21 protein-coding genes and 4 tRNA genes are annotated in these 25,074 nt (G+C 57.4%); 13 read left to right on the plus strand and 12 right to left on the minus strand.

What is annotated here, in order from left to right:
• Window positions 1-34: 34 nt before the first annotated feature.
• The gene (gene nth / locus IEX44_RS15630; protein ID WP_188695941.1) at window positions 35-685 is read right to left on the minus strand and encodes an endonuclease III; all 651 of its coding nucleotides are present in this window, start codon (window positions 683-685) and stop codon (window positions 35-37) included.
• Between the two features lie 105 nt (window positions 686-790).
• The gene (gene murI, locus IEX44_RS15635; protein WP_188695945.1) at window positions 791-1,609 is read right to left on the minus strand and encodes a glutamate racemase; all 819 of its coding nucleotides are present in this window, start codon (window positions 1,607-1,609) and stop codon (window positions 791-793) included.
• A 312-nt stretch (window positions 1,610-1,921) separates the two neighbouring features.
• Here murI and gltB point away from each other — a divergent pair, with 312 nt between their 5' ends.
• Window positions 1,922-6,373, plus strand: coding sequence for a glutamate synthase large subunit (gene gltB, locus IEX44_RS15640; protein WP_188695948.1), 4,452 nt, complete (start codon window positions 1,922-1,924; stop codon window positions 6,371-6,373).
• 112 nt (window positions 6,374-6,485) lie between these two features.
• Window positions 6,486-7,898 carry a glutamate synthase small subunit GltD family protein gene (locus IEX44_RS15645; protein WP_188695951.1) on the plus strand — a complete coding sequence of 471 codons (1,413 nt, stop codon included), beginning with the start codon at window positions 6,486-6,488 and terminating at the stop codon, window positions 7,896-7,898.
• 66 nt (window positions 7,899-7,964) lie between these two features.
• Here IEX44_RS15645 and IEX44_RS15650 read toward each other — a convergent pair whose 3' ends face one another.
• The 6 genes from IEX44_RS15650 to IEX44_RS15675 form a co-directional block, all read right to left on the minus strand.
• Complete coding sequence (locus IEX44_RS15650; RefSeq protein WP_188695954.1) at window positions 7,965-8,363, minus strand: VOC family protein; 399 nt, start codon at window positions 8,361-8,363, stop codon at window positions 7,965-7,967.
• A gap of 92 nt (window positions 8,364-8,455) precedes the next feature.
• Window positions 8,456-8,977, minus strand: a complete 522-nt coding sequence (locus IEX44_RS15655; RefSeq protein ID WP_188695956.1) for a chromate transporter — start codon at window positions 8,975-8,977, stop codon at window positions 8,456-8,458.
• Window positions 8,974-9,543: a chromate transporter gene (locus tag IEX44_RS15660; RefSeq protein WP_188696048.1), complete on the minus strand. Its 570-nt coding sequence runs from the start codon at window positions 9,541-9,543 to the stop codon at window positions 8,974-8,976. Before IEX44_RS15660 ends, IEX44_RS15655 begins: the two co-directional genes overlap by 4 nt.
• Before the next feature lie 172 nt (window positions 9,544-9,715).
• The gene (locus tag IEX44_RS15665; RefSeq protein ID WP_188695959.1) at window positions 9,716-10,162 is read right to left on the minus strand and encodes a hypothetical protein; all 447 of its coding nucleotides are present in this window, start codon (window positions 10,160-10,162) and stop codon (window positions 9,716-9,718) included.
• 192 nt (window positions 10,163-10,354) lie between these two features.
• Window positions 10,355-11,143 carry a hypothetical protein gene (locus tag IEX44_RS15670; RefSeq protein ID WP_188695962.1) on the minus strand — a complete coding sequence of 263 codons (789 nt, stop codon included), beginning with the start codon at window positions 11,141-11,143 and terminating at the stop codon, window positions 10,355-10,357.
• Window positions 11,144-11,438: 295 nt separating this feature from the next.
• Entirely contained in the window at window positions 11,439-12,299 is an 861-nt protein-coding gene (locus IEX44_RS15675; RefSeq protein ID WP_188695965.1) for an FTR1 family iron permease, read from the minus strand.
• Between the two features lie 219 nt (window positions 12,300-12,518).
• Here IEX44_RS15675 and IEX44_RS15680 point away from each other — a divergent pair, with 219 nt between their 5' ends.
• The 5 genes from IEX44_RS15680 (at window position 12,519) to corA (ending at window position 17,453) form a co-directional block, all read left to right on the plus strand.
• A complete protein-coding gene (locus IEX44_RS15680; protein WP_188695967.1) occupies window positions 12,519-13,121 on the plus strand; it encodes a MarC family protein in 603 nt (200 codons plus the stop codon).
• A 95-nt stretch (window positions 13,122-13,216) separates the two neighbouring features.
• A complete protein-coding gene (rpiA, locus tag IEX44_RS15685) occupies window positions 13,217-13,873 on the plus strand; it encodes a ribose-5-phosphate isomerase RpiA (RefSeq protein ID WP_188695970.1) in 657 nt (218 codons plus the stop codon).
• 134 nt (window positions 13,874-14,007) lie between these two features.
• On the plus strand, window positions 14,008-14,724 hold the full coding sequence (gene phoU / locus IEX44_RS15690) for a phosphate signaling complex protein PhoU (RefSeq protein WP_188695973.1): 717 nt from the start codon (window positions 14,008-14,010) through the stop codon (window positions 14,722-14,724).
• Window positions 14,725-14,919: 195 nt separating this feature from the next.
• On the plus strand, window positions 14,920-16,395 hold the full coding sequence (gene ppx / locus IEX44_RS15695; protein WP_188695976.1) for an exopolyphosphatase: 1,476 nt from the start codon (window positions 14,920-14,922) through the stop codon (window positions 16,393-16,395).
• Window positions 16,347-17,453: a magnesium/cobalt transporter CorA gene (gene corA / locus IEX44_RS15700; protein ID WP_188695979.1), complete on the plus strand. Its 1,107-nt coding sequence runs from the start codon at window positions 16,347-16,349 to the stop codon at window positions 17,451-17,453. The genes ppx and corA overlap by 49 nt, the downstream gene beginning before the upstream one ends.
• 8 nt (window positions 17,454-17,461) lie before the next feature.
• Here the strand turns inward: corA and IEX44_RS15705 are convergent, their stop codons facing one another.
• On the minus strand, window positions 17,462-17,974 hold the full coding sequence (locus tag IEX44_RS15705; protein WP_229679216.1) for a DUF456 domain-containing protein: 513 nt from the start codon (window positions 17,972-17,974) through the stop codon (window positions 17,462-17,464).
• 136 nt (window positions 17,975-18,110) lie between these two features.
• The gene (gene lgt, locus IEX44_RS15710) at window positions 18,111-18,968 is read right to left on the minus strand and encodes a prolipoprotein diacylglyceryl transferase (protein ID WP_188695983.1); all 858 of its coding nucleotides are present in this window, start codon (window positions 18,966-18,968) and stop codon (window positions 18,111-18,113) included.
• A gap of 203 nt (window positions 18,969-19,171) precedes the next feature.
• Here lgt and ilvD point away from each other — a divergent pair, with 203 nt between their 5' ends.
• Complete coding sequence (gene ilvD / locus IEX44_RS15715; RefSeq protein WP_188695986.1) at window positions 19,172-21,028, plus strand: dihydroxy-acid dehydratase; 1,857 nt, start codon at window positions 19,172-19,174, stop codon at window positions 21,026-21,028.
• 90 nt (window positions 21,029-21,118) lie between these two features.
• On the plus strand, window positions 21,119-21,460 hold the full coding sequence (locus tag IEX44_RS15720; RefSeq protein WP_268238908.1) for an MGMT family protein: 342 nt from the start codon (window positions 21,119-21,121) through the stop codon (window positions 21,458-21,460).
• A 75-nt stretch (window positions 21,461-21,535) separates the two neighbouring features.
• Here IEX44_RS15720 and IEX44_RS15725 read toward each other — a convergent pair whose 3' ends face one another.
• Together IEX44_RS15725 and IEX44_RS15730 are read right to left on the minus strand one after the other, a co-directional pair.
• On the minus strand, window positions 21,536-23,569 hold the full coding sequence (locus IEX44_RS15725) for a beta strand repeat-containing protein (RefSeq protein ID WP_188695989.1): 2,034 nt from the start codon (window positions 23,567-23,569) through the stop codon (window positions 21,536-21,538).
• Between the two features lie 416 nt (window positions 23,570-23,985).
• Window positions 23,986-24,061: transfer RNA gene (locus IEX44_RS15730), tRNA-Phe, on the minus strand.
• A 506-nt stretch (window positions 24,062-24,567) separates the two neighbouring features.
• Between IEX44_RS15730 and IEX44_RS15735 the strand changes: the two genes are divergently transcribed.
• The 4 genes from IEX44_RS15735 to IEX44_RS15750 form a co-directional block, all read left to right on the plus strand.
• Window positions 24,568-24,652, plus strand: a tRNA-Tyr gene (locus IEX44_RS15735).
• Window positions 24,653-24,746: 94 nt separating this feature from the next.
• A tRNA-Gly gene (locus IEX44_RS15740) sits at window positions 24,747-24,820 on the plus strand.
• An 8-nt stretch (window positions 24,821-24,828) separates the two neighbouring features.
• Window positions 24,829-24,903, plus strand: a tRNA-Thr gene (locus IEX44_RS15745).
• Window positions 24,904-24,948: 45 nt separating this feature from the next.
• On the plus strand, window positions 24,949-25,074 hold a 126-nt coding region (locus IEX44_RS15750; protein ID WP_229679220.1), incomplete at its 3' end, for a GTP-binding protein.

The raw sequence follows: 25,074 nt of genomic DNA on the forward strand, positions 1-25,074 counted from the left end.
ATGATTCGCGGCTTTTTTCAGTGTGGGACGTGATTTAACGGCCTTTGGGTGGCGTCAGTTCTTTGGGTTTGAAGTCACACAGATCGTTGACGACGCACCGCCAGCATTCCGGCCGGCGCGCCTTGCAGACATATCGGCCATGCAGGATCAGCCAGTGATGCGCATCTTGCTGGAACGCCAGCGGTGTCACCTTCATCAGTTTGTCTTCGACCACGCGCACATCTTTACCCGGTGCCAGGCCGGTGCGGTTGGCGACGCGAAAGATATGTGTATCTACCGCGATGGTGGCGTGACCAAATGCGGTGTTCATGACCACGTTGGCGGTCTTGCGGCCCACACCTGGCAGAGCTTCCAGCGCTTCTCTGTCTTGCGGGACTTCACCATTGTGTTGCTCGAGCAAGATACGACAGGTTTCCAGCAGGTGTTTGGCCTTGCTGCGATACAAGCCGATGGTGGCAATGTAGCTTTCCAGCGTGTCCTGTCCCAGCGCCAGAATCGTCGCCGGGGTATTGGCAACGGGGAAAAGTTTGCGCGTGGCCTTGTTCACGCCCACGTCTGTCGCCTGCGCCGATAACAGCACCGCCGTGAGCAACTCAAACGGCGTGGTGTATTCCAGTTCGGTGGTGGGATGCGGATCGAGTTCTTGCAGGCGCTGGTAGAACTGGTGGCGTTTTTCTTTGTTCATGGGTGGTGATAGCCGAGAGAGTAGGGTGGATTTGGAACACAGTGACAATCCATCATGGCGAAGGTGGATTGCTGCGCGAACCCTCCCCACGGTTTCATGTACGCATTACAACCGGTCAATACTCACTTGTTCAATCGCCCCCAGATTGCGGCCCAGGAAGCGCTCACCCACGCTGCGGAACTTCAGCGGCACGTCGGTGACGAAATAACGGTAGTCCGGCATGGTGCGCTGGGTGTTGGCAAGGCCTTGTTGCTGCAACAGTTCGGCGGTTTCATCAGCAATGGCGATGGCTGAATCGACCAGTTTCAGGCGCGGACCGGCCACATCGGACAAAAGTGGTTTCAGCAACGGATAGTGTGTACAGCCCAGCACCAGCGTGTCGATCTGTTCCACAAACACGGGCTTGAGGTATTCCTCTGCGGTCATGCGGGTGACCGGATGTTCCAGCCAGCCTTCTTCGACCAGCGGCACAAACAACGGGCAGGCTTGTGAGTAAACGCGGTATTGCTGGCCAATCGTGTGAATGGCGCGAGCGTAAGCGTTGGAGTTGATCGTGGTCGGCGTGCCGATCACACCAATGCCGCCGCTCTGGGTGGTTTGCACGGCGCAGCGAGCGCCGGCTTCGATGACATCCAGAACGGGCAACGGCGAGATTTCCCGCACCTTTTCTGCCGCTACTGCCGCCATGGTATTGCAGGCAATGATCAACATCTTCACCTGCTGCTTTTGCAGGAAATCCACAATCTGAAGGGTGAAGTGTTCGATGGTGGACACTGACTTCACGCCGTAGGGCACGCGGGCGGTATCACCAAAGTAAACAATGTTCTCAAACGGCAGCCGGTCCATCAGCGCGCGTACGACGGTCAGACCGCCCACGCCGGAGTCAAAAACCCCGATCGGGCAGGATGCTTGCGGTTGTGACATGGCGGCTCCCCAAAAGCCGCAATTCTAGCCGGGTGGCGGGCAAATCTGAACTGGTTGTAGCGTGTTTTGGCCGGCTTTTTTGCAGGTAATGAAGACCTTGTAAAGCTGGCATGGCAACGCAGCAGATGCATTGCCTACACTGAGGGGGAACAGCATTGTGGAAAACCCTGATGCATTGGTAAAATTAACGCCTTTTCGCTTTCGATTGCCAACGTATTTGCGCTGCTGACGAAACCCGGCCCACAAGGCTTGGGACGAGTGAGCACCACGCGGCCGGCAGGGCTGTGCCGGTTGCCTTTCAAGGGACGTGCCATGGATAGACAAAGCTGGTTGGGGAACACCCTCTACCATCCTCAGTTTGAGCAGGACAGTTGTGGTTTTGGTCTGATCGCCCAGATGGACGACAAACCCAGTCACTGGCTGGTGAGCACGGCGATTTCGTCGCTGGCCTGTCTGACCCACCGTGGCGCGGTGGCCGCCGATGGCAAATCGGGAGATGGCTGTGGCCTGTTGTTCCGCAAACCGGATGCATTCTTGCGCGCGGTGGCTGCTGAAGAAGGCTTTACGCTAGCCGAGTTGTACGCTGCCGGTCTGGTGTTTCATTCGACCGATGATGGCCATGGCAAAACCTCGCGCGACAACCTGCAACAGGCGGTTGAGGCTGAAGGCCTGACCCTGGCCGGTTTCCGCACCGTGCCGGTGAACACGGATGCCTGCGGCGAATACGCCATGCGCACGCTGCCGGTCATCAAGCAGGTGTTCGTGAATGCCCCGGCTGGCATGGAACGCCTCGTGTTCGAGCGCAAGCTCTATCAGGCACGTCGCCAGGCTGAAAAAGCCAACAAGGCAACGGATGCCTCGTTCTATATCCCCACGCTCAATTCCCAGACGCTGGCCTACAAAGGCCTCGTGACGCCGGCTAACTTGCCGGTGTTCTACCTTGACTTGAAAGACGAGCGTTTTGCATCGTCCCTGGCGGTGTATCACCAGCGTTTCAGCACCAATACCTGGCCGCAATGGAAGCTGGCGCAACCGTTCCGTTATCTGGCGCATAACGGCGAAATCAACACGCTGTCCGGCAACCGTTTGTGGGCCAAGGCGCGCGAAGCGATCATGGATTCCGAATTCCTGGACATGGACGCGGTTCGCCCCATCGTACAGACCGATGGTTCGGATTCGATGAGCCTGGATAACATGCTCGAAGGCCTGATGCTGGGCGGCATGGACGTGTTCCGTGCTTTTCGCATGCTGGTGCCGCCGGCCTGGCAAAACGTGGACAACAACGACCGCGATCTGCGTGCGTTCTATGAATACAACTCCATGCATATGGAAGCGTGGGATGGCCCGGCCGGGATTGTCTGGACTGATGGTCGCTACGCCGGTTGCGCACTGGACCGCAATGGCCTGCGCCCCGCGCGTTATGTGGTGACCAAAGACCGCCATCTGACCATTGCATCCGAAATCGGCGTGTGGAACTACAAGCCCGAAGACGTGGTGAAGAAAGGCCGCGTCAAACCGGGCCAGATTGTGGCCGTCGACCTGGAGACCGGTGAGTTTCTGGATACCGAAACCATCGACAACCGCCTCAAATCCACGCATCCGTACCGCAAGTGGATCAAGAGCAACGCGATCCAGATGGAAATCTCAGAAGACAACAGCCCGCTGCCGGAAATGTCCCGCACCGAGCTGCTGATCTTCCAGAAACAGTTCCAGCTGACCTTTGAAGAGCGCGACCAGATCCTGCGCGTGCTGGCCAGCGATGGTCAGGAAGCTGTGGGCTCGATGGGGGATGACACGCCGATGGCGGTGTTGTCTGAGAAGGTACGCTCGCCGTTTGATTACCTGCGCCAGCAATTTGCCCAGGTGACCAACCCGCCGATCGACCCGATCCGTGAAGCGATCGTGATGTCGCTGAACACGTGTTTTGGGCCGGAACGCAATGTGTTCTCGGTGACTGAAGACAACGCCCGCCGCCTGGAAGTGCGCTCGCCAGTGCTGTCCAGCGACAAGTTTGACGCGCTGATCTCGTTGCCGGGTGCGGATTACAAATCGGCCACTTTTGACATCACCTACGAGCCGGCCAAAGCCACGCTCAAACAAGCACTGGAACAACTGCAACAGTCAGTGCTGACCAGTGTGCGCAATGACAAGTCCGTGATCATTGTGCTGTCGGACAAAAAAATCGCTCAGGGTCGTCTGCCGATTCACGCCTTGTTTGCTACCGGCGCGGTGCACCATGCACTGGTTGATGCCGGGCTGCGTTGTCGTATCAACCTGGTGGTCGAAACTGCCACCGCGCGCGACCCGCATCACTTTGCCTGCCTGATTGGTTATGGCGCGACGGCGGTGTTCCCGTATCTGGCCTACCAGACCATCAAGGAGTTGGTCGACAACGGCCAGATCAGCCTGCCGCTGGAAAAAGCCGCCAATAACTTCCGCAAGGCCATCAACAAGGGCTTGCTGAAGATCATGTCCAAGATGGGTATCTCGACGGTGGCGTCTTACCGTGGCTCGCAATTGTTTGAAGCCGTGGGCGTGGGCGAGGAAGTGATCCAACTGGCCATGGAAGGCACGGTATCGCGCATTGGCGGTGCCAGCTTTGCTGACTTTGATGCCGACATGCAACGCCTGAACAAACTGGCCTTCAACAGCATGCGCCCCATCCAGCAAGGCGGCCTGTTGAAGTACGTGTTTGGCGAGGAATACCACGCCTACAACCCGGACGTGGTCATGCAACTGCAAAAGGCAGTGCAGGGTGGCGAGTACAAGGAGTACCTCAAGTACGCCGAGCTGGTGAATACCCGCCCGGTGGCCATGCTGCGCGACCTGATGACGCTGCAACTGGAAGGGCGCACACCGGTGCCGCTGGATGAAGTGGAATCGGTGGAAGCCATTCTGGCGCGCTTTGACTCGGCCGGGATGTCACTCGGTGCGCTGAGCCCGGAAGCGCATGAAGCGCTGGCCGAGGGCATGAACCGCCTCGGTGGGCGGTCTAACTCCGGCGAAGGCGGCGAAGACCCGGCGCGCTACGGCACCATGAAGATGTCCAAGATCAAGCAGGTGGCCTCTGGCCGCTTTGGCGTGACGCCGCATTACCTGGTGAACGCCGAAGTGCTGCAGATCAAGGTGGCCCAAGGCGCCAAGCCAGGTGAAGGCGGCCAGTTGCCGGGCGACAAAGTCAGCCCGCTGATCGCGCGGTTGCGTTGTTCCAAACCGGGCATCAGCCTGATCAGCCCGCCGCCGCACCATGATATTTACTCGATTGAAGATCTGGCGCAGCTGATTTTCGACTTGAAGCAGGTCAACCCCAAGGCGCTGGTGTCGGTGAAACTGGTGGCTGAACCTGGCGTGGGCACGATTGCCGCCGGTGTGGCCAAGGCCTATGCCGATCTGATCACGATCTCTGGTTACGACGGCGGCACCGGTGCATCGCCGCTGACCAGCGTGAAATACGCCGGCACGCCGTTTGAACTGGGCCTGACCGAGGCGCAACAAGTGCTGCGCGCCAACGGCCTGCGCGGTCGCGTACGCGTGCAGACTGATGGTGGCCTCAAGACCGGTCTGGATGTGGTCAAAGCAGCCATCATGGGCGCTGAAAGCTTCGGTTTTGGCACCGGCCCGATGGTGGCACTGGGTTGCAAATACCTGCGGATTTGCCATCTGAACAACTGCGCGACCGGCGTGGCGACGCAAGAGATCAAACTGCGCAGCAAGTACTTCACCGGCCTGCCAGAGATGGTGGTCAATTACTTCACCTTCATCGCCAAAGAAACGCGTGAATGGATGGCGAAGCTGGGCGTGCGCAGCATGGCTGAACTGATTGGCCAGACTGAACTGCTTGGGCTATCTGAAGGTGCGACGGCGCGCCAGAAGCAGTTGCGCCTGGATGTGCTGCTGAGCCAGGGCCAGATTCCGGATAGCGAGCCGCGTTTCTGCGTTGAAGACAGCAACCCGTCTTTTGACAAGGGTGAACTGGCTGAACAGATGGTGAAAGACGCGCTGGCCGGCATCAAGGCCAAAACGCCTCAGCGCCATGAATACAAGGTACGCAACGTGAACCGTTCCATCGGTGCGCGTTTGTCTGGCGAAATCGCCATGGCGCATGGTGCGCAAGGTCTGCCGAAAGATTGCCTGCACGTGAAACTGACCGGTTCGGCCGGCCAGTCTTTTGGGGTGTGGAACGCACCGGGCCTGACGCTGGAACTGGAAGGTGATGCCAACGATTACGTCGGCAAGGGCATGGCCGGTGGCCGTGTGGTGATCTACCCGCCCAAAGACAGCGAATTCCGCGCCGATGAAGCCGTGATCGTGGGTAACACGTGCCTGTATGGCGCTACCGGTGGCGAACTCTTCGCCGCAGGCCGTGCAGGCGAGCGCTTTGCCGTGCGTAACTCCGGCGCGCTGGCGATCGTGGAAGGCGTAGGTGATCACGGTTGCGAGTACATGACCGGTGGCACGGTGATCGTACTGGGTGAGACCGGCTACAACTTTGGTGCGGGCATGACCGGCGGCTTTGCGCTGATCTATGACAAGCGTGAGAAGTTTGCCTACCGCTACAACAATGAACTGGTCGACATCAACCTGATCAACAGCGAATCCTACGGCGCCGTGCGCGCGTTCCTGAAGGAAAAGCTGCGTGACTACGTGAAAGACACCGGCTCGGCCCGTGCGACGGAAATCCTGCAGGACTTTGACGAGGCCGTGGACTACTTCTGGCTGGTCAAACCCAAGGCCGCCAAGCTGGATGACCTGTTGAAAGACTGAGGACTGCAGGGTGGATTCGGAGCGATAGCGACAATCCACCTTGCGAGATCGCAAATGATTCTGGTGTGTTGGCGGTTATGTCCTGCCAGCACACCTCACAGGGGATAACCCAATGGATGTTTTTCAGTTCATGAATGTGGCGCGCAACCCGGGTGAGAAAACCCCGGCAAACGAGCGCATTTACGTTTTCAAGGAAATCTACCAGCCCTTGGGCGCAGGCGAAGCTGCTGACCAGGCGGGGCGCTGTCTGTCCTGCGGCAATCCGTATTGCGAATGGGAATGTCCGGTTCACAATTACATTCCCAACTGGTTGCAACTGGTGCAGGAAGGCAAGCTGTTTGAAGCCGCCGAACTCAGCCACAAGACCAACAGCCTGCCGGAAATCTGCGGTCGCGTATGCCCGCAAGACCGCCTGTGCGAAGGTGCCTGTACGCTCAATCAGGGCGGCTTTGGCGCGGTGTCGATTGGCTCGGTCGAGAAATACATTACCGATACCGCCTATGAGCAAGGCTGGCGTCCGGATATGTCCAAAGTGGTGTGGAGCGACAAGAAAGTCGCCATCATCGGCGCGGGCCCTGCGGGTTTGGGCTGCGCGGACATTCTGGTCCGCAATGGCGTCAAACCGGTGGTGTTTGATCGCTATGAAGAGATTGGTGGTCTGCTGACTTTTGGCATCCCGGAATTCAAGCTGGAAAAAGACATCGTCGCGCGCCGCCGCGAAATCATGGAAGGAATGGGAGTCGAGTTCCGCCTGAAGATCGAGATTGGCACCGATATCACCATTGAAGATCTGCTGCGTGACTACGATGCCGTGTTCATGGGCATGGGTGCGTACAAGTACATGAAAGGCGGCTTTGAGGGCGAAGAACTGCCGGGTGTACTGGAAGCGCTGCCGTTCCTGATCAACAACATCCGCCAGAAGCTGGGTACCCTGCCGGCGGGTGAAGCACCGCAATCGATGAAGGGCAAGCGCGTGGTGGTGCTCGGCGGTGGCGACACGGCCATGGACTGCAATCGCACCTCTATCCGCCAGGGCGCAAAGAGCGTGATCTGCGCGTATCGCCGGGACGAAGCCAATATGCCTGGCTCCAAGCGCGAAGTGGCGAACGCCAAAGAAGAGGGCGTGCAGTTCCTGTGGAACCGCCAACCCGTCGGTATCAAACAGAACGCTGATGGCACGCTGGCGCTGACTCTGGTGACCACCCGCCTGGGCGAGCCCGATGAAAAAGGCCGTCGCCGCGCCGAGAACGTACCGGGTTCTGAAGAGGTCATCGAATGCGATCACGTGATCATTGCGTTTGGTTTCCAGGCTGAAGCCGCTAGCTGGTTTGACGCACAGGGTATCAAGACCGACGACTGGGGTCGTACCATCGCGCCGGCGACGCAAACGCTCAAATACCAGACATCCAACCCGAAGATTTTTGCGGGTGGTGACCAGGTGCGTGGGGCCGATCTGGTGGTGCGCGCGGTGTACGAAGGCCGCCAGGCTGCGGAAGGGATTCTGGAGTTTGTGGGCGTGTGGTAAGCCTGTTTGTCGACCAACAAAAAAGGACGCTGCTTGCGTCCTTTTTTGTTGTCCTGCGTTGACGTGTCAGGCCGCGCTGACATCCCAGAACATCGCTTCGATCTTGTTGCCCGCAGGGTCTCGCACGAACGCGCCGTAATACTGGGCGCCATAATCCACGCGCGGACCAGGCTTGCCGTCATCTGTGCCGCCTTTGCCCAATGCTGCAGCGTGAAAGGCATCGACCTCGGCCTTGCTGGCGGCGTTGAAGCCAAAATGCACGCCGTTGGCGGTGCCGGCATCTTTCCCATCGTAGGGGCGCTGTACCCAGAATTCCGGCAATTCGCGGCCATAGGCGACGGCACCGGGGAATTCCATCACGCGCCTGGCACCCAGTGCGGCCATGACGGCATCGTAAAACTGGACGGCAGCATCAAACTGGTTGGTGCCGACGGAGACGTGGTTAATCAGGGGCATTGCAGGCATGGCAGGTCATCCACTGAAAGTACGGTCATTGACAGGAGCTTCAGCATGGATGCGCTGACAGGCTTAAGCAAGGTGCGCGATTTGACAGGTAGTCAGACCCAGCCCGCCATGCCCAACAAGGCGCCGATGGCAATCAGCCACAAGGCATTGAACCGTGTGCGCAAGGTGATCCAGGTGGTCGCAATCACCAATAGAATCGACCCGATATGCACCGGCGCACCCTGAAACACAATCAGCGCGGTAGCAAAGACAAGGCCGATGGTAATGGGCGCCAACGCCCGGCGCAGAACCAGATGCCAGGTGTGATGCGGATAGCGGCTCATGTAATGCTCAACCAATAGCGCCAGGGTTGCCGCCGGAATGCACATGGCAAACAGCGTGACCGCCGCGCCGGCAATGCCCGCCACATGCCAGCCAAACAAGGCCACAAACAACACATTGGGCCCGGGTGCCGCCTGAGAGATCGCGTAGAGCGAACTGAAGGTGTGGTCATCCACCCAATGATGCTGCACCACCAGAAAACGATGCATTTCTGGCAGGGTGGCGCTGGCACCACCAAAGGCCAGAAGGCTGATCAGCACAAATTGCAAAAAAAGCTGGACCAGGATGCTCATACGTCCGGGCTCCGGTTGCTGTGCCATTCCAGCACCAGAGCCAACGGAATCAGCGCACCCAGTACCCAGACCAGCGGCCAATGCAGTACCGCAACGGCGATCAGTGCCGCAACGCCCAGCATCGGACCACGCACATTACGCGGCTGGCTTTGCGCCAGTTTCACCCCGGCAGCGAATACCAGCCCGACCGCCACGGCGGTCATGCCGTGCACGGCACCTTCTACGCCCGGCGCGTTCTGGTAATGCTCATACAGTGCGCCGATAGCCAGCACAATCAGCCCGGACGGCCCCAGCAAGCCGATCACTGCTGCGACGGCACCGCGCAGCCCGCACCAGCGGTACCCGAGGATACTGGCCAGATTGCAGATGTTCGGGCCTGGCAAGATTTGCGATAGCGCCAGCAGTTCGGTGAACTCCCGGTTATCCACCCAGCCACGATCTTCCACCAGAATGCGCCGTGCCCAGGCCATGACACCACCAAACCCTTGCAGGCCCATGCTGGCAAAAGTGTAAAAGAGAGTCCATGGCGTGATGGGCATGGGCGTTACGGGCGGGGTATCGGTCATCGTGGTGATCTGAGTGGTCAAAGAACCCATTTTAACGATCACCGTTTTGACCGGTGCACACAGTTCAGCGCGATTACCAGCGCAGCAGGCTGCTGCGATGCCTGGTCATGCCTTGGCGACCAGGATGTTGCTGGCTTGTTTGTTGCGTTGACAGAGGCAAACGTACAGCGGGCTATTGCTTGTTCTCGGGCATTGGCTGAATGCCGTCCGGCTGGATGACGTTCCAGGTGTCGCCAGTACCTACGTTGTCCAGGAAAAACCTGGCAGTACTCTTTATTGGCGGTGGTGCTATGCCTTGTAGTCCAGACCAGCCTGAAGAAGGATCGGTTACTCTTGTTTTGAAGGTGCTTGCACAAATCACTTCGCCTGGTTTTAACGCGCTGGAACTTTGTTTCTCGATGGTGTTGATACGCATGCAAAAGACATACTTTGTGAACTCAACCGGCCTCGTGTGGCGAGGTTCTATTTCAGATTTCACGGAGAGGACTGTCGCTGTGAAAACGCTTTTGGCTTGAGCCATTAACTCTTCACTGGAAAGCGGTTTCATGGCGGCCATGACGGGGTAAACGCACAGGATTAATGTGGGTAGCAGAGTGAGATTGACTGTGGCGTGTTTCATTTATCCTCACCGGGAATGGCGTGAGACGGTAAGCCACGTTGGAACAGATCGTTCTGTATGCAAGTTTTAACAACAGATAGAGCAGCACAAACATGCCGAGCAATGCGTTGAACCCCGCCCCAGGTTCCCGATAACCGGTAAAGCCCTCTGCCCCTTGAGTGTTCTTTGTGATTCACCGTGTTCGCCCACCGTCTAGCGTTGCAAGTCCTCGTCGGGAGGGACGTCGGGCTGTGCCGGGCTCGGTAAATGTTCATCCTCCTGGAGTTGTTCGTAGGCCACCGTCCCGGAAGAAACGGGTTGTGCAATAACTGGATTGATCCCGACAGAGGGGTGATCGCGTGAAATCTGCGTTGTGACGCCGTCCGTGTAGATCATGACCTGGTCACCGACGATCAATGGGGGGTCTTCTACAACTTTGATTACGGAAAACGCGACAGGGTTTACGTTCTGGTTAGCGTTGAGCGGAGTAACGGTGATACGTACCCGGGGTGGTTCTGCGAGATTGACGGCGGCGTCTGCAATACCACCTACCCCGTAGCCCAACACCCCTCCGGCAATGCCCCCCAACATCGTTGCAACGCCGGATGTGCCGTCGAAACCGTCATGGCTTGACTCGCTACTGCACCAGGAGTGATGTCCACGGTGGTCACATGTTTCGTAGGTCGATTCATGACCGGCACCCATCGCAATCACAGCAACATCAAGGGCGAAACCGGCCACAACGCCAACGATCATGCCGGCGGTTCCCAGTGCTTCCGTAAATCTTTTTGGCTTTTCTTCTTCAGATACGTGGCTAACGACGCCATATCCGGCAAAGCGCAGGTCGGATAAGGGAACGTCTTTAGGCGTAGATGCGCAACCACTCAGCATGGCGCATAGCGTAATCAGAGCCAGGGTGCCGCGGCCAAAGGCTATGTGTTCGTAGTGAGTGTCCGCCGCAAACCCAGCGCGCCCAGCAGTTTGAGCATTGTGTTCAATCATTTCGGAGATTCCTGCTTGCCAGAATCGGGGGCAAGTGACCGGTTCAAAACAAGTCAGTTTTTCTCCGCCGTATGGGGTCCAGCTATCGGCGATACCTGAAAATGAAAACCAGGAAGCGTAAACAGTGCATCGTGAGCGTCTTCACGCGGCTCGCTGGTGATTGCAAGGGCTGGACGTGCGCTTGATTGGCGCAGCCCGATTTGTACTCGCGAGTGCCCGCGAAGCGGTGTCGAAAGGGGTAAAAAAAAGCCGCCCAACAGGGCGGCCTTTTTTGATTGCAACCGACGCGGTCTGGTTAGCGACCGGACTGGCTGGCTGTTTGCGCGGCCACCGGTGCTGGCTTGGGCTTGTTCTGTTTGGCAGTAACCCGCTTGAGCGCGACCACCACGGCAATCCAGTACGCGGCGTAGACCAGAACCATGGTCAGCGCCGGTTGTGCGCGGTAACCGGTCAGGGCACCGACCACGCCACCAAAGCGGCTGGTGTCATCCAGCACCATGGAGGTGTTCCAGAGCGGGTCAACAATGCCCGGGATCCAGTCCAGACCGATCATGCGTTCCACGCCATTGATCAACATGGATGCAGCCAGGAACAGCAGCATGATTTCGGTGATCTTGAAAAACAGGCGCCAGGAAAAAATCTTGCCGCCTTGCTGCAGCAACCAGAAGGTCAGGAAAGCCAGCGCCAGGCCCAGCACAATCGCCAGAACCGTCTGACCGGGGCTGCCCGAACCCAGACCCAGGCCATAGAGGAACACTACGGCTTCAGAGCCTTCGCGCGCCACGGCCAGCATGACCACGACCATCAAGCCCCACCAGTTGGCTTTGGCGGCGGCTTGCGACATTTCGCCTTCCAGTTCTTTTTTGAGTGTGCGACCGTGGATGCGCATCCAGAACACCATCTGCACGATCAGCCCACTGGCAATCAGCACCATGGCAAGCTGGAAGTATTCGATCGAGCCATCGGGCAGCACGCTTTCCAGTGCCATCATGGCGCCGGCCAGCGCACCAGCCAGCGCGAGGCCGGCGACGACGCCGCCCCACAAGTACTTCATGCCTTCGTTCAACCCCGCGTTACGCAGCCAGGCAAACAAGATACCGATCACAAGCAGCGCTTCTACGCTCTCGCGCCAGACAACAAACAGGATATTGGCCATGGAATTCCTTATGGCGCCGGTCGCCTTGCGGGCAAAAACGGGCGCGTGTCATACCTTCTCGGTCGATCGCGCAACCGCTTGAGCGGGGCCGGGCATGACTTGATACATTAAATGCGATCTATTCTCATTTATTATTCTGGATTGCGATACTTAGATCAAGCCTGGGAAAAGTAACGGTAGGTCAAATTATTACCGGATCGATGTGCGAGAATTGCAGATATGACACATACATTCTTTTCCGCACTGGTTTTGCTGTTGCTGGTGACCGATCCATTGGGTGGTCTACCCCTGTTTGTTTCGTTGTTGAAAAAAGTGCCGCGTGAGCGCCGCGTGAAGGTGATCCTGCGCGAAACCCTGGTGGCGTTTTGTATCCTGCTGGCGTTCATGGTGTTCGGCCAAAGCTTCTTGCAAGTCATGCATTTGTCTGAGACCTCGCTGGGTATTGCGGGCGGCATCATCCTGTTTTTGATTGCGCTGCGCATGATTTTCCCCAAAGCCGAAGGCGTGTTTGGCGATGGCGCCCCGCATGGCGAGCCCTTTATCGTGCCGCTGGCCGTGCCCTTGCTGGCGGGTCCATCTGCCTTGGCCACCGTGTTGCTCCTGGTGTCGCACGATCCGGATCGCATCTGGGAATGGGCTGGCGCGCTGGCGATCACCATGCTGATTTGTGGTCTGACGTTGTTGTTCTCTGAACGGATCAGTTTCTGGTTAGGTGAGCGTCTGACCCAGGCCTTTGAGCGTTTGATGGGTTTGATTCTGACGGCCATTGCCGTCGAAATGCTGCTGGCGGGTATTCGCACGTGGCTTTCCACACTGCATTGATGCGGCAGGGCAGGGCTCGCCTGCTACAATTGCGACCAATAGCCGGTACCCGCCGGCACGCTGTTTTCAACTGATCATTTCCGGAGCTTTACGTCATGACGCAAAACGAACTGAAAGAAGCCGTGGGCCGCGCCGCCCTGCAATACGTGCCAGACGATTGCATTGTGGGCGTAGGTACCGGGTCGACCGCCAACTATTTCATTGATGCGCTGGGCACGATGAAGGGCCGCATCAAAGGCGCCGTGTCGTCTTCTGAAGCCAGTGTGAAGCGTCTGATGGGTCTCGGGATTGAGGTGTTTGATCTGAACACGATCGACAAGCTGCCGGTGTATGTCGATGGCGCGGATGAAATCAATCACCAGCTGCAGATGATCAAGGGCGGTGGTGCGGCGTTGACGCGCGAAAAGATCGTGTCCGCTGTCGCCGAGCAATTCATCTGTATCGCCGATGAAAGCAAGTACGTCACTGTACTGGGCAAGTTTCCGGTGCCGGTCGAGGTCATTCCGATGGCGCGTTCGTACGTGGCGCGCGAGATCGTCAAACTGGGTGGTCATCCGGCGTATCGTGAAGGCGTGATTACCGATAACGGTAACGTGATCCTGGATGTCCATGGCTGGCAGGTGAGCGAAGCGACCAAGCTGGAAACCGAACTGAACCAGATCGTTGGCGTGGTTACCAACGGTCTGTTTGCCCGTCGTCGCGCAGATGTGCTGCTGCTGGGCACGGCCGATGGCGTGAAGACCTACAAATAAAAAAAGAAGAGTTGCAAAACAGGGACATGGCAGACCCGCCCGGTACGCCATGTACTTGCAACATATTGGTAACAAACCCGTGTTATGTTACCGCGCTTGATAAACCAAACCGCACGCTGTCGGAGACTGGCTCAATGGCCGAACACATTTCCAAGCAATTCGATACTGAACTGGAAGCTATCCGCTCTAACGTGCTTGGCATGGCCGGCCTTGTGGAAGAACAGGTTCGGCTGGCCATGGAGGCCCTGGCTTCTGGCGATCTGACGATCGTGAACAAGGTGCTGGAGCAAGAAGAGCGTGTGAACCAGATGCACGTGCAACTGGATGACATGTGTATTCACATGATCGCCCGCCGCCAACCTGCTGCCGGTGACCTGCGTATGGTCATGACCGTGATCAAGTCGGTGGAAGACCTGGAACGCATCGGTGACAAGGCTTCCCGCATTTGCCAGCGTGCCAAGAACATTTACGACAGCGGCCGTCTGCAAGTACCGCGCTTCAACGAACTGAATCACATCGCTGAAGATGCGCTGGACATGTTGTCCAAGGCCCTGGATGCTTTCGCCCGTCTGGATGTGGTGCAAGCCACTCAGGTGATCCGCGATGACAGCCGTCTGGACGACGAATACCGCGGCCTGCAGCGTCAGCTGATTACCCTGATGATGGAAGACCCGCGCACCATTTCGCTGACGCTGGATATCCTGTGGATTGCCAAGGCCATCGAGCGTATTGGTGATCTGGCTGTGAACGTGGCTGAACAAGTCGTGTTCCTGGTGAAGGGTCTGGACATTCGTCACAAGAGCCAGGAAGAAGTGGAACGCCTGGTGCTGAACAAGACCGACAGCGAGTAAGTTGTTTGTCGCATTGCTCTGCGCACATTGAAAAAGCGGCTTTCGGGCCGCTTTTTTCATGTCTGCCACATGCAATTTGTGGTGGTATGCGCTATCCCGACAATTGCCAGCCGCGCAATCGTTCGCTATGTTGGCCTGACTATTTTCGTAACCTGGGCGCATGCCCCTGTTTCGTTCAACTTCTCTGGAATGCGCATGGCCGACGACAATCTGATCGCCGCCGTTGACCTCGGCTCTAACAGCTTTCGCCTGCAAGTGGCCCGGGTGCTCGAAAGCACAGTGGTGCCGCTGGATACCTTCAAAGAAACCGTACGGTTGGGTGCCGGCCTGGATGACCGCAACTACCTGACCCCCGCAGCCCAGCAACAAGCGCTTGAGGCGCTGGCGCGCTTTGGTGAGCGCCTGCGCGGCTTGCGGCCAGAGCAGGTGCGGGCGGTGGCCACGAACACGTTTCGTGTCGCCAAGAATGGCCAAACCTTTTTGCCAGAAGCAGAAGCCGCGCTGGGTTTTCCGATCGAAATTATTGGTGGTCGCGAAGAAGCACGGCTGATTTATCTGGGCGCCTCGCACAGCCTGCCATCTTCGCGTGAGAAACGACTTGTCGTTGACATTGGCGGCGGCTCTACGGAGTTCATTGTGGGTCGCCAATACAACCCGCTGACCACAGAAAGCACGTTGATGGGCTGTGTGTCCTGGAGCTTGCGTTTCTTCCCGGACGGGATCATCACGCCAGACCGGATGGCCGCGGCCGAAATTGCCGCCGGCGAAGTCATCCAGCCACTGGAACAAGACTTTCATGCTCGTCACTGGCAAATGGCGATTGGCACATCGGGCACCGCGCGGTCACTGGCCGATGTGATGGAACTGAATGACATTGCCAGCGGTGGCATTACCAAAGCAGGCCTCACGCGGATCCGGCACATCCTGCTGGATGCCGGTCACGTCGATAAGGTCAAGCTCAATGGCTTGCGCGATGACCGTCGTCCGGTGCTGGCTGGTGGTTTTGCCATCATGGCGGCCGTGTTTGATCTTCTGGGTATCGAGCGCATGCAGATCACCCAGGGCGCGTTGCGCGACGGGGTGTTGTATGACTTGCTGGGCCGCCAGGGTCAACATGACATCCGCACGCAAACCGTCAATGGCTTCTTGCGGCGCTATCACACAGACGCCGCGCAGGCGCAGCGTGTGGCGACGCTGGCGCTGCATCTGGCCCAGACCATGCCGCAAGTGAACGCTGCGCTGGCGCTGGATGTGTATTACGCCGCCATGCTGCATGAGGTGGGGCGTGCCATCTCGCATACCAGTTATCACAAGCATTCGGCCTACATCCTGCAGCATGCCGATATGCCAGGATTTTCCCGTCGCGAGCAAGCCCAACTGGGTTCGTTGGTGCTGGCACAGCGGGGCAAGCTGGAAAAAGCGGGCAAGCCCTCGGGTGAAGCGCTCTGGCAAGCCGTGCTGGCGCTGCGGCTGGCTTGCATCATTCATCGTGCCCGGCATGATGATCCTGATCCTGACTGTATGCTCAATGCCACCGGCAAGCGTTACACACTCAAATTGCCCAAGGGCTGGCTGGATGCCCGCCCGCTTACTCGGCACGCGTTGATGGAGGAAACCCACGCATGGCAAACCGTCGGTCACGAACTGGCAATCGCAGAACACAGCGCGTAAGACATCACCCGCGCGCAGATAAAGCCGGTTTGCAACCCGGAACCCTGGTGTATGTGGGTGATGCGCCCACACAAGAATCTCTGGCGACACTGACTGAATTCGGCCCCAGGGCCGATGATCTTTCGTCGCGCCCGTTGAGCCCGGACGACTGCAATCTTCCCGCCCCACGCCCGGAACACACGGTTTGGGTGAATGTGCACGGTTTATCCAATACCGAATTCATCAAGACCATTGGCCGCCATTTCGGGCTGCACCCGCTGGTGCAGGAAGACATCCTCAATACCGGGCAGCGCGCCAAAGTCGAGGTCTACCCCGGTTACCTCTTTATCACCGCGCGCCTGGTCCATGCCGACGACAACGCCAATATCGATAGCGAACAAGTGGCGATTGTGCTCGGACAAAACTGGGTACTGACTTTCCAGGAGCGCCCGACAGGCTCGTTCAAAGGTATCCGTGAAGCACTGCAAAACGAGCAGTCACAACTACGCCGCTGGGGTGCGGATTACCTGGTGTATTCCATGCTCGATAAACTGGTCGACCGCTATTTCACGGTGCTGGAGGCCATTGGCGAACGCATTGAGGCGGTCGAAGACAGTTTCGAAGACGGCGGTGGACCAGATCATCTGAGTGAAATCCAGAACCTGCGGCGCTCATTGCTGGCAGTGAAGCGTGGCCTGTGGCCATTGCGGGAAATGGTCAATACGCTGCAACGTGATGAGCCCGATTTCTTCCGTAACGAAACCCAACTTTACCTGCGCGATGTGTATGACCACACCGTGCAGTTGATCGAAAGTGTGGAGGCGCTGCGGGATCTGGTGGGAAGCCTGCAGGACACCTATCTATCTTTGCAATCACACCGCATGAACCTGCAGATGCGCGTGCTGACGGTGATTACCACCATTTTCCTGCCCCTGAGTTTGCTGGCTGGCATCTATGGGATGAACTTCGAGAACATCCCGGAATTGCACACGCACAACGGCTATTTTGTGCTCCTGGGTGTGATGGGTCTGATCGCGGTCAGTCTGGCGGGATATTTCAAGTACAAGCGGTGGTTCTAACGCGTTGGCTATGGATGGTTAAACCACCATACCGACAAGAAGATCCCCAGCATCATCAATGCGATCGCCACCTTGGCGATCGCGCCCAGTACCAACCCCAGCCAGGTTGCAACGCCAGCTTTGCCCGCCTGCACAATGCCGCGCCGGGCGTAGAGTTCACCCGCGACCGCGCCAATGAATGGCCCCAGGATCAAACCGGGGATGCCAAAGAACATGCCGACGATTGAGCCGAGCAGAGCGCCGCTGACCGCTTGTTTGCTGGCACCCGCGTGTTTGGCGCCCAGCGCGCTGGCCATCCAGTCCAGCAATGCGGAAAACAGCATCAGCAACAACAGAATGCCGAGGGTGATATAGCCCACGCGGGTGAAGCCGTCGATCCATGCGGCAACCAGCATGCCAAAAAACAGGAAGGGTGTACCGGGCAACAGAGGGAAGACGGTGCCGACAAGACCGGTCAGCATGAGGGCGATGGCGACCACCCACCACCAGATATTGCCGTCGGCCAGCATGGTTTCGGACATGTGTTCAGCCTTTTCACGTTAACCCGCTGACACTAGCACACCGACTGAAATCCTGATGCGGGCGCGGCAACAGCCGGTCAACGCAGGCAATAAAAAAGCACCGCCTCGGCGATGCTTTTTTTGTTGCGTGGGGTGCTCAGGTGCGATTGCTGGCGCGTGAAGACCACCAGAACAAATGCAGACCCAACAAAACCATGGGCAGCGACAACCACTGGCCCATCGACAGGCCGAACTGCAGCAGGCCAAGGAAGTCGTCCGGCTCCCGGGTGAATTCAACGCAGAAGCGGCAAAGGCCGTAGCCAAACATGAACAGGCCTGAGATCTGACCGACTTTGCGGGGCTTGCCGGAATAAACATACAGCACCACAAACAGCAACAGACCTTCAGTCAGCATCTCGTAGAGTTGGGACGGATGGCGCGGCAACATGCCGAACTCGGTCAGCCATTGCTGCCATTGCGGGTTACGCAGTGCGGCGGCGGCATCCGCGTTTGCCGCAGAAGGAAAACCCATCGACCATGGCATGGTGGGTGTAGTGACCCGGCCCCACAACTCGCCATTGATAAAGTTGCCCAGGCGGCCAAACATCAGACCCAGCGGAACCAGCGGCGCGATGAAATCCGTGACGGCGAAGAAACGACGATGTGTTTTGTGGGCGAACACCCACATGGCCACCAATACGCCAATAAACCCGCCGTGGAAGGACATGCCACCTTCCCAGACCTTGAAAATATCGAACGGATGACTGAAATAAAAGTCTGGCTTATAGAACAATACGTAGCCCAGACGTCCGCCCAGAATCACCCCAAGCACCCCGTAAAAAAGCAGGTCGTCCAGTTCGTTCAGCTGCCAACCCGCGGGGTTGCCAAGCTTGATGCGGCGGCGGCCCAGTACCAGAAACAGCAGAAAGCCGACCAGGTACATCAGCCCGTACCAGTGGATCGCGATCGGTCCGACTTTCACGGCGACCGGGTTGAAATGCGGGTGAATTAGCATGTGAGGCGGGCTTTTGGATAAAATCGGGCATTATACAGCAACGCCTTTTAACCCAAACGCGCCAAAAGCCTGTTTCACTGTACGGATTGCGCCACCCACACCCCGGGTGAGGACGCGGTTCGCGGTATGCTAGAGTCATTCATCAAACGGCGGTTCCAGCTGCAAGAGGCAGCCGGGCCGTTCCGGTTCCAAGGACACGTAATATGCCAGCCTATCGTTCCCGCACTTCCACGCACGGCCGCAACATGGCCGGTGCTCGCGCTCTGTGGCGCGCTACCGGTATGAAAGATGACGATTTCGGCAAGCCGATCATCGCCATCGCCAATTCTTTCACCCAGTTTGTCCCGGGCCACGTGCACTTGCACAACCTGGGCCAGTTGGTGGCGCGCGAAATTGAAAAAGCCGGCGGTATCGCCAAAGAATTCAACACCATCGCCGTGGATGATGGTATCGCCATGGGCCACGGCGGTATGTTGTACAGCCTGCCCAGCCGCGATCTGATTGCCGATTCGGTTGAATACATGGTGAACGCCCACTGCGCTGATGCGCTGGTGTGTATCTCCAACTGTGACAAGATCACCCCGGGGATGTTGATGGCCGCCATGCGCCTCAACATTCCGGTGATCTTTGTCTCTGGCGGCCCTATGGAAGCCGGCAAGGTGAACTGGCGCGGTGAAGAGCGTCATGTCGACTTGATCGACGCCATGATCGAAGCCGCCAACCCGAACGTGACGGATGCCGAAGTGGCTTCCATGGAACGCTCGGCTTGCCCGACCTGTGGCTCCTGCTCAGGTATGTTTACTGCCAATTCGATGAACTGCCTGACCGAAGCGCTGGGTCTGTCGTTGCCGGGCAATGGTTCGCTGGTTGCCACGCACGCTGATCGCAAGCAGTTGTTCCTGCAGGCTGGCCGCACCGTTGTCGAACTGGCCCGTCGTTACTACGAACAGGACGACGAGTCGGTTCTGCCACGTAATATCGCCACGGTACAAGCCTTTGAAAACGCCATGAGCCTGGATGTGGCCATGGGGGGCTCGACCAACACGGTGCTGCATTTGCTGGCCGCCGCGTCTGAAGCTGGCGTGGACTTCAAGATGGCCCAGATCGACGCCATTAGCCGCAAAGTGCCTTGCCTGGCCAAGGTTGCACCGGCAACCCAGAAATACCACATGGAAGACGTGCACCGTGCAGGTGGGGTGATGGGCATTCTGGCTGAGCTGGATCGCGCCGGCCTGATCAACCGTGAAGTCAGCACCGTGCACGCCCCGACCATGGCCGACGCACTGGCCAAGTGGGACATCATGCAGGTCGAGAATGAAAGCGTGGCGCATCACTTCTACCGCGCTGCGCCCGGCGGCATCCCGACCACCATCGCGTTCTCGCAATCCATGCGTTACCCGACGCTGGATAACGACCGTGCCGACGGTTGTATCCGCAGCAAGGAGCACGCCTACAGTCAGGACGGCGGCCTGGCCGTGCTGTACGGCAACATCGCCGAGCGGGGTTGTATTGTGAAAACGGCGGGTGTGGATGACTCCATCCTCAAGTTCTCTGGCCGTGCGCGCGTGTTCCAGAGTCAGGATCTGGCGGTTGAAGCCATCCTGGCTGATCAGGTTGTCGCGGGTGATGTGGTGGTGATCGTTTATGAGGGCCCCAAGGGCGGTCCTGGCATGCAGGAAATGCTGTACCCGACCTCTTATCTCAAGTCCAAGGGTCTGGGCAAAGCCTGCGCACTGCTGACCGATGGCCGCTTCTCTGGCGGTACTTCGGGCTTGTCGATCGGCCATGCTTCGCCGGAAGCTGCGGAAGGCGGCGCGATTGGTCTCGTGCAAGAGGGTGATGCCATTGATATCGACATCCCGAACCGCACGATCAATCTGCGCGTCACTGATGAAGAACTGGCCCACCGCCGCGCCAAAATGGAAGCCAGGGGCAAGGATGCCTGGAAGCCCATCGGTCGCGAACGTTTTGTCAGCGCCGCACTGCGTGCCTATGCCGCCATGACGACCAGTGCTGATACCGGTGCAGTGCGCGATGTGTCCCAGGTTGAGCGCAACTAATTAGCCTTGGCGTCTGGCCTGGTGTAAAACAGGACGGGATGGGAAACCATCCCGTTTTTATTTTCTGTTTCCTGGTTCAGGGAGTTTTCATTGCCCGCATCGCGAATTACCGCTGAGAAAAAGGTGGCCGCCCCTTCCATCTATGCGGCCATGCTTGCCGTCGTGGCGCAAATCCCTCACGGGCGTGTGGCTAGCTATGGCCAAATCGCCAGGCTGGCGGGTTTCCCACGCAATGCCAGAATGGTGGGGCGCGCGCTGACCCAGTCCGGCGCAGATGTGCCCTGGCATCGTGTCGTGAATCATCAAGGCGCAATTAGTCGGCGCGGGCTAGATGGTCATGATGACCTGCAGCGAGTATTGCTAGAGGCTGAGGGTATCGAGTTTGGCCTCAATGGCGCTATCAATCTTGAAAAATGGGGCTGGAACCCCTGATTTGTACCAGATGACAGAAAAGAAAAAGGCGATCTTGCGATCGCCTTTTTTGTTTTATGCACTATCTGATACTGCTTAGATGCCGCTGTAGTACGAGTTGTACGGAGATGCCGGCAGCGTACAAGTCGGCGAGATATCGGCGTTAAGCACTGGCAGCCGGAAGGTGGTTTGTGCGGTAGCTTGTGTGCCTTGTACAGTCGTCGTTGCCCGGATACGACTCACAATCCATTGTGCACTCGACTTCAGGAACGTGTAATTGAACGACGCACGACCACTGGAATCCGTTGTTACGGTCGAAGGCAGTGTGCCCGCGGCCGAGTTCGGTGGGATGGTGCTGTTACGGGAAGGCGAGGTCACAGCGGTCGGCGGTGTACCTGCCGTCGGCGCGAAGGTGATGTTGTTCAGCAAATTCACCGAGTAAACTTCACCAGAATCCGCAATCAGGTTCTCGTTCGCATCTTCGTTCGCCAACGTATAGTCATGCTCACCCGTTGGCGGAGTAATAAAGTTCGGGCAGAAATCATTAGATACCGAGAAGGCAACAGGCCATGCGGACAGGCTTACCGTAGCGTTCGCCATCGGATTACCGTTGGAGTCTGCGACGATCACCGACATCGGAAGGATATATGCCGTATGGTCGCTTGACTCGCTCATTGCAGAAGCTTGGCCAATCGCTACCGAACCTGCCGTGCCACCGATCACAATGCTGGTAGTTGCTGGCGTAATGGGGCCACCACCGTTAATCAATGGTGTTGCGGTAATGGTGATTGGAGCGCCTTGCGATGTAGGCAGGCTACCTGCAGTGAAGGTTGCCGTTGCAACGCCCAGGCTGGAGCCGGAGGAGCCAGTGACAACATAAGACGGCGAAACCGTTTCGCCACCACCAGGGCCGCCCGTGAACGACAACGCAACTGGTACGTTGGCCACACCGGTGTTACCGGAGTCCGTAACGCGGATAGTCAATACGGAAGAACTGGTTTGCGAACCCGAGCTTGGAGCCAGTACAGACGGTGCAGCCTGCAGTGTCACCGCAGTTGCCTGGGTGGCAGGTGCAGACACAGCAACGCTCACACTGCTGCTGACGTTCGGATTGTTGGAGTCGAACGCAGTGATGTTTGCTACGCCGCTGGTGGTTGACTTGAAGGTCACCGAGACGGAGCCACCGGCGGTAACAGCGGCAGAAGTAGTCGGCGTGGGGGTGCCACTACCGAAGCCACCGATGGAAGCGACGAACTGCACCGTGGTCGCGGTGGCCGACGAAACAGTAACGGTCAGCGGTGTGTTGGTCTGTAGGGTGGATTGCGCGGCAGGTGCGGTAATCGCAAAGGTATTGACACCAGATACGTTCAACGTATTGCTGGCAGTTGCACCCAGTGTGCTGGTATTCAGTGTTACAGAACCCGACGCGATACCGTTGACGGTTACAGATGCAATCCCTGAGGAATTCGTCGTTGCCGTTGCAGAAGAGAGCGAAGCAGAGCCGCCTGCGCCAACAACCGCAAAATTGACAGTAGCACCACTGACCAATTGGCCCTTGCCATCAGTTACGGTGGCGTTGACGGTTTCAGGGGTACCAATCGGCAAAGAAGTGCCGGTCGGGATAGTGGTCAGCACTTTGGTCCCGGTGACCAGAATGGCCGTAGAGTTCTTGACCGTGCCATTGGTCAGCGAAATGACTTCCGTCCGGTTTGCGCGATTTTGGCCAGGTGTATAAGTCACTTTGGCGACACCCGTACCATCGGTGACCACGCTGCTGGCACTCAAAATACCGGATGCGGAGCTGACGGAGATCGGGGTGTTGGCCAGCACAGCGTTATTGCTGTCAAGCGCGGTGATGGTCAGTGTGGCGACATCCGTACTGCCAGAGAGCAGGCTGGTTTTATCTGCCAGCACGACCAGGCTGGCCGCTTGCACTGCAACAGGTGTTGGCGTTGGCGTCGGATTGGTTGTCGGTGTTGTGGTGCTACCACCTGAGCCGCTGCCAAAAAGCGAGCTGCCATCGGCGCCGCCATTACATGCGCTAAGTACAATTGTAGCGCTGGCCAACAGCGGCAAGGTAAGCAGCTTGACTGCTTGCCATGCCCGCTGACCGGGTTTAGCTTGATTCACTTGAATTCCCCTTCTTTAGAAAACAATCGCTTAGCAACGAATTACACAGAACCGTATTATTTATCTGGTATATGACAGATAAAAGCTGGCAATCTAGGTAAGGGGCATTAGACGATACTGATAATACTGTTTGCAATAAAAACGGCCATTGGTGTGGCGTCTTGTATACGCATGTCGCTAATGTGTATCAGGTGTGCAGCATGGGAGGCTGGTGCTTGAAGGCTTTGGAAAAATCGAAGAAAAAAGGAATTGGTTTTGCAGATGACGGCGAGCGGTCAAAACCGGGATATAGACGGTATATTTCTGAGAATGCGGGCGGCGAATAATTAATTGCCGAATACAAAGAGCCAATTGGCATTGGCCGAAAACAAAAAAGCCGACACAAAGTGTCGGCTTTTTTGTTCACTACTGAATTCTGGTGGCCAGTCGCGGAATCGAACCACGGACACGCGGATTTTCAATCCGCTGCTCTACCAACTGAGCTAACTGGCCTTCGAGAGGACCGAATTAAACACTATGGCGATTTTGGTGTCAACACTTCTGCAAGAAAATGTTCATAAGTCCCGAAAAGGTAAAGGAATTTGACGTGAAGGAAAATTGGTCGTGGCGTTGCGCTGTTTGCTACGCAGGTTGGCGCTCCTCGCGCGTGCGCGCACGAGATATAAAGGCGGGCTGTAGGATGTCATAAGCGAGGCGTTTGCTAAACAAGGTGGAGCGGGTTGATGTCTGGGAAGGAATGGTAAGTGATGGTTGAGTCAGAAAACGGGTTCCCTGTAGCTCCAGGGTTCTGGATCGGCCTTTTCGAGTGTTGGTGGGCGTGTTTTTGGGCTGGTACGCGGGCTGGTGTGGGCACGCGCCAGGCGGTTGGGCTGAGACTGGGTGTTCTGCCTTCTGAAAAAATTCGCCTTTTTTCAAAGACATGACGTTTTTGTTGAGGTTTTCTGGCTAAAAGTGTTTGACATGATTCGGTCCTCTGGCCATAATGCGCTCCTCATTCAGGAGGGATTCCCGAGCGGTCAAAGGGATCAGACTGTAAATCTGACGGCTCTGCCTTCGAAGGTTCGAATCCTTCTCCCTCCACCAGATTACGCGGCGTGAAGTGTATCCGCTCCCTGGGATGAGACTATATAGATATATGTCGTTTGGTATGTATTTAGATAGTCTGGTTCCGGATCAAGCGGGTGTAGCTCAATGGTAGAGCAGAAGCCTTCCAAGCTTATGACGAGGGTTCGATTCCCTTCACCCGCTCCAAAGAATGCGCTGATGTAGCTCAGGGGTAGAGCACTCCCTTGGTAAGGGAGAGGTCGTGGGTTCAATTCCCACCATCAGCTCCACCATTTATTCGCTGGTATATTTCAGGTTCTCGAGAAGGAAATATCATGGCTAAGGAAAAGTTCACGCGTACGAAGCCGCACGTTAACGTCGGTACTATCGGCCACGTTGATCACGGCAAGACCACGCTGACCGCAGCGATCACCACCATTCTGTCCAAGAAGTTCGGTGGC

It is taken from the genome of Silvimonas amylolytica, from assembly GCF_014645555.1.
Taxonomy (GTDB): Bacteria; Pseudomonadota; Gammaproteobacteria; order Burkholderiales; family Chitinibacteraceae; genus Silvimonas; species Silvimonas amylolytica.

Excerpts from the sequence above, each read along its gene's own strand:
- gltB (WP_188695948.1), top strand. The coding sequence starts at position 1,922 with ATGGATAGACAAAGCTGGTTGGGGAACACCCTCTACCATCCTCAGTTT.
- IEX44_RS15660 (WP_188696048.1), bottom strand. The coding sequence starts at position 9,543 with ATGACCGATACCCCGCCCGTAACGCCCATGCCCATCACGCCATGGACT.
- ppx (WP_188695976.1), top strand. The coding sequence starts at position 14,920 with ATGGCCGACGACAATCTGATCGCCGCCGTTGACCTCGGCTCTAACAGC.
- phoU (WP_188695973.1), top strand. The coding sequence starts at position 14,008 with ATGGCCGAACACATTTCCAAGCAATTCGATACTGAACTGGAAGCTATC.
- IEX44_RS15705 (WP_229679216.1), bottom strand. The coding sequence starts at position 17,974 with ATGTCCGAAACCATGCTGGCCGACGGCAATATCTGGTGGTGGGTGGTC.
- murI (WP_188695945.1), bottom strand. The coding sequence starts at position 1,609 with ATGTCACAACCGCAAGCATCCTGCCCGATCGGGGTTTTTGACTCCGGC.
- IEX44_RS15645 (WP_188695951.1), top strand. The coding sequence starts at position 6,486 with ATGGATGTTTTTCAGTTCATGAATGTGGCGCGCAACCCGGGTGAGAAA.
- nth (WP_188695941.1), bottom strand. The coding sequence starts at position 685 with ATGAACAAAGAAAAACGCCACCAGTTCTACCAGCGCCTGCAAGAACTC.
- ilvD (WP_188695986.1), top strand. The coding sequence starts at position 19,172 with ATGCCAGCCTATCGTTCCCGCACTTCCACGCACGGCCGCAACATGGCC.
- IEX44_RS15680 (WP_188695967.1), top strand. The coding sequence starts at position 12,519 with ATGACACATACATTCTTTTCCGCACTGGTTTTGCTGTTGCTGGTGACC.
- IEX44_RS15670 (WP_188695962.1), bottom strand. The coding sequence starts at position 11,143 with ATGATTGAACACAATGCTCAAACTGCTGGGCGCGCTGGGTTTGCGGCG.
- IEX44_RS15650 (WP_188695954.1), bottom strand. The coding sequence starts at position 8,363 with ATGCCTGCAATGCCCCTGATTAACCACGTCTCCGTCGGCACCAACCAG.
- IEX44_RS15655 (WP_188695956.1), bottom strand. The coding sequence starts at position 8,977 with ATGAGCATCCTGGTCCAGCTTTTTTTGCAATTTGTGCTGATCAGCCTT.
- rpiA (WP_188695970.1), top strand. The coding sequence starts at position 13,217 with ATGACGCAAAACGAACTGAAAGAAGCCGTGGGCCGCGCCGCCCTGCAA.
- IEX44_RS15665 (WP_188695959.1), bottom strand. The coding sequence starts at position 10,162 with ATGAAACACGCCACAGTCAATCTCACTCTGCTACCCACATTAATCCTG.
- corA (WP_188695979.1), top strand. The coding sequence starts at position 16,347 with ATGGCAAACCGTCGGTCACGAACTGGCAATCGCAGAACACAGCGCGTA.
- IEX44_RS15675 (WP_188695965.1), bottom strand. The coding sequence starts at position 12,299 with ATGGCCAATATCCTGTTTGTTGTCTGGCGCGAGAGCGTAGAAGCGCTG.
- lgt (WP_188695983.1), bottom strand. The coding sequence starts at position 18,968 with ATGCTAATTCACCCGCATTTCAACCCGGTCGCCGTGAAAGTCGGACCG.